Source organism: Sphaerisporangium dianthi (assembly GCF_042654065.1).
Taxonomy (GTDB): Bacteria; Actinomycetota; Actinomycetes; order Streptosporangiales; family Streptosporangiaceae; genus Sphaerisporangium; species Sphaerisporangium dianthi.
Map to the genome: position 1 here is coordinate 1 of NZ_JBHSFP010000097.1, position 1765 is coordinate 1765.

A 1765-nucleotide genomic window follows, 5' to 3' on the forward strand; every position below is an offset into this window, starting at 1 on the left:
CTGCTCGGCTCACGCCGGGACAGGTCGATGCCGAGCTCCTCCGCCGCGCGGAAGACGTCCTCGTCGGTGTCGCGCATCTCGATGGACATGCCGTCGCTGGAGAGCACCTCGACGTTGAGGCACAGCGACTGCATCTCCTTGATGAGGACCTTGAAGGACTCAGGGATGCCCGGCTCGGGGATGTTCTCGCCCTTGACGATGGCCTCGTAGACCTTCACACGGCCGAGAACGTCGTCGGACTTGATGGTCAGCAGTTCCTGCAGCGCGTAGGCGGCTCCGTAGGCCTCAAGGGCCCACACCTCCATCTCACCGAAGCGCTGGCCGCCGAACTGGGCCTTACCGCCGAGCGGCTGCTGGGTGATCATGGAGTAAGGACCGGTCGACCGAGCGTGGATCTTGTCGTCGACCAGGTGGAGCAGCTTGAGGATGTAGATGTAGCCGACCGAGATCGGGTGCGGGAACGGCTCGCCGGAGCGGCCGTCGAACAGCCGGGCCTTTCCGTTGACGCCGACCATGCGCTCGCCGTCGCGGTTGACCAGGGTGTTGTCGAGCAGGCCGGTGAGCTCTTCCTCGTGGGCGCCGTCGAACACCGGGGTGGCGACGTTGGTGCGCGGGGCGACCTCGCCGAAGCCCTTGTCGCGCAGGCGCTCGGCCCAGGCCTCCTGGACTCCGGTGATGTCCCATCCGCGTGCGGCGATCCACCCCAGGTGGGTCTCCAGCACCTGGCCGACGTTCATCCGGCCGGGCACGCCCAGCGGGTTGAGGATGATGTCGACCGGAGTGCCGTCCTCCAGGAACGGCATGTCCTCCACCGGCAGGATCTTGGAGATGACGCCCTTGTTGCCGTGACGGCCGGCCAGCTTGTCACCATCGGTGATCTTGCGCTTCTGGGCCACGTACACCCGCACCAGTTCGTTCACCCCCGGAGGAAGCTCATCGCCCTCCTCACGGCTGAACACCCGCACCCCGATGACCTTGCCCATCTCGCCGTGCGGCACCTTCAGGGAGGTGTCACGGACCTCACGGGCCTTCTCACCGAAGATCGCGCGCAGCAGCCGCTCCTCGGGGGTCAGCTCGGTCTCACCCTTGGGCGTGACCTTCCCGACCAGGATGTCACCGGGCACCACCTCGGCCCCGATGCGGATGATGCCGCGCTCATCGAGATCGGCCAGCACCTCCTCGGAGACGTTGGGGATGTCCCGGGTGATCTCCTCAGGGCCCAGCTTGGTGTCACGGGCGTCGACCTCGTGCTCCTCGATGTGGATCGAGGACAGCACGTCGTCCTGCACCAGCCGCTGGGACAAGATGATCGCGTCTTCGTAGTTGTGACCCTCCCACGGCATGAACGCCACCAGCAGGTTCTTGCCCAGGGCCATCTCACCGTCATCGGTGCACGGACCGTCGGCGACCACCTGGTTGACCTCCACCCGGTCGCCCTCACGCACGATGGGCTTCTGGTTGAAACAGGTGCCCTGGTTGGAGCGCTTGAACTTGGCCACCCGATAGGTCGTACGGGTGCCGTCGTCGTTCATCACCGTGACATAGTCGGCCGAGACCTCCTCGACCACGCCCGCCTTGTCGGCGGTGATCACGTCACCGGCGTCGGTCGCCGCCCGGTACTCCATGCCCGTGCCGACCAGCGGCGCCTCGCTCTTCAGCAACGGCACCGACTGACGCTGCATGTTGGAGCCCATCAACGCGCGGTTGGCGTCGTCGTGCTCCAGGAACGGGATCATCGCCGTCGCCACCGACACCATCTGGCGGG

General features: G+C 66.3%; 1 protein-coding gene. It reads right to left on the reverse strand.

Annotated features, from left to right (window positions below; all coding sequences use genetic code 11):
* A partial coding sequence (rpoB, locus tag ACFO60_RS40745; protein WP_380852890.1) for a DNA-directed RNA polymerase subunit beta occupies positions 1-1765 on the reverse strand: 1765 nt, incomplete at both ends.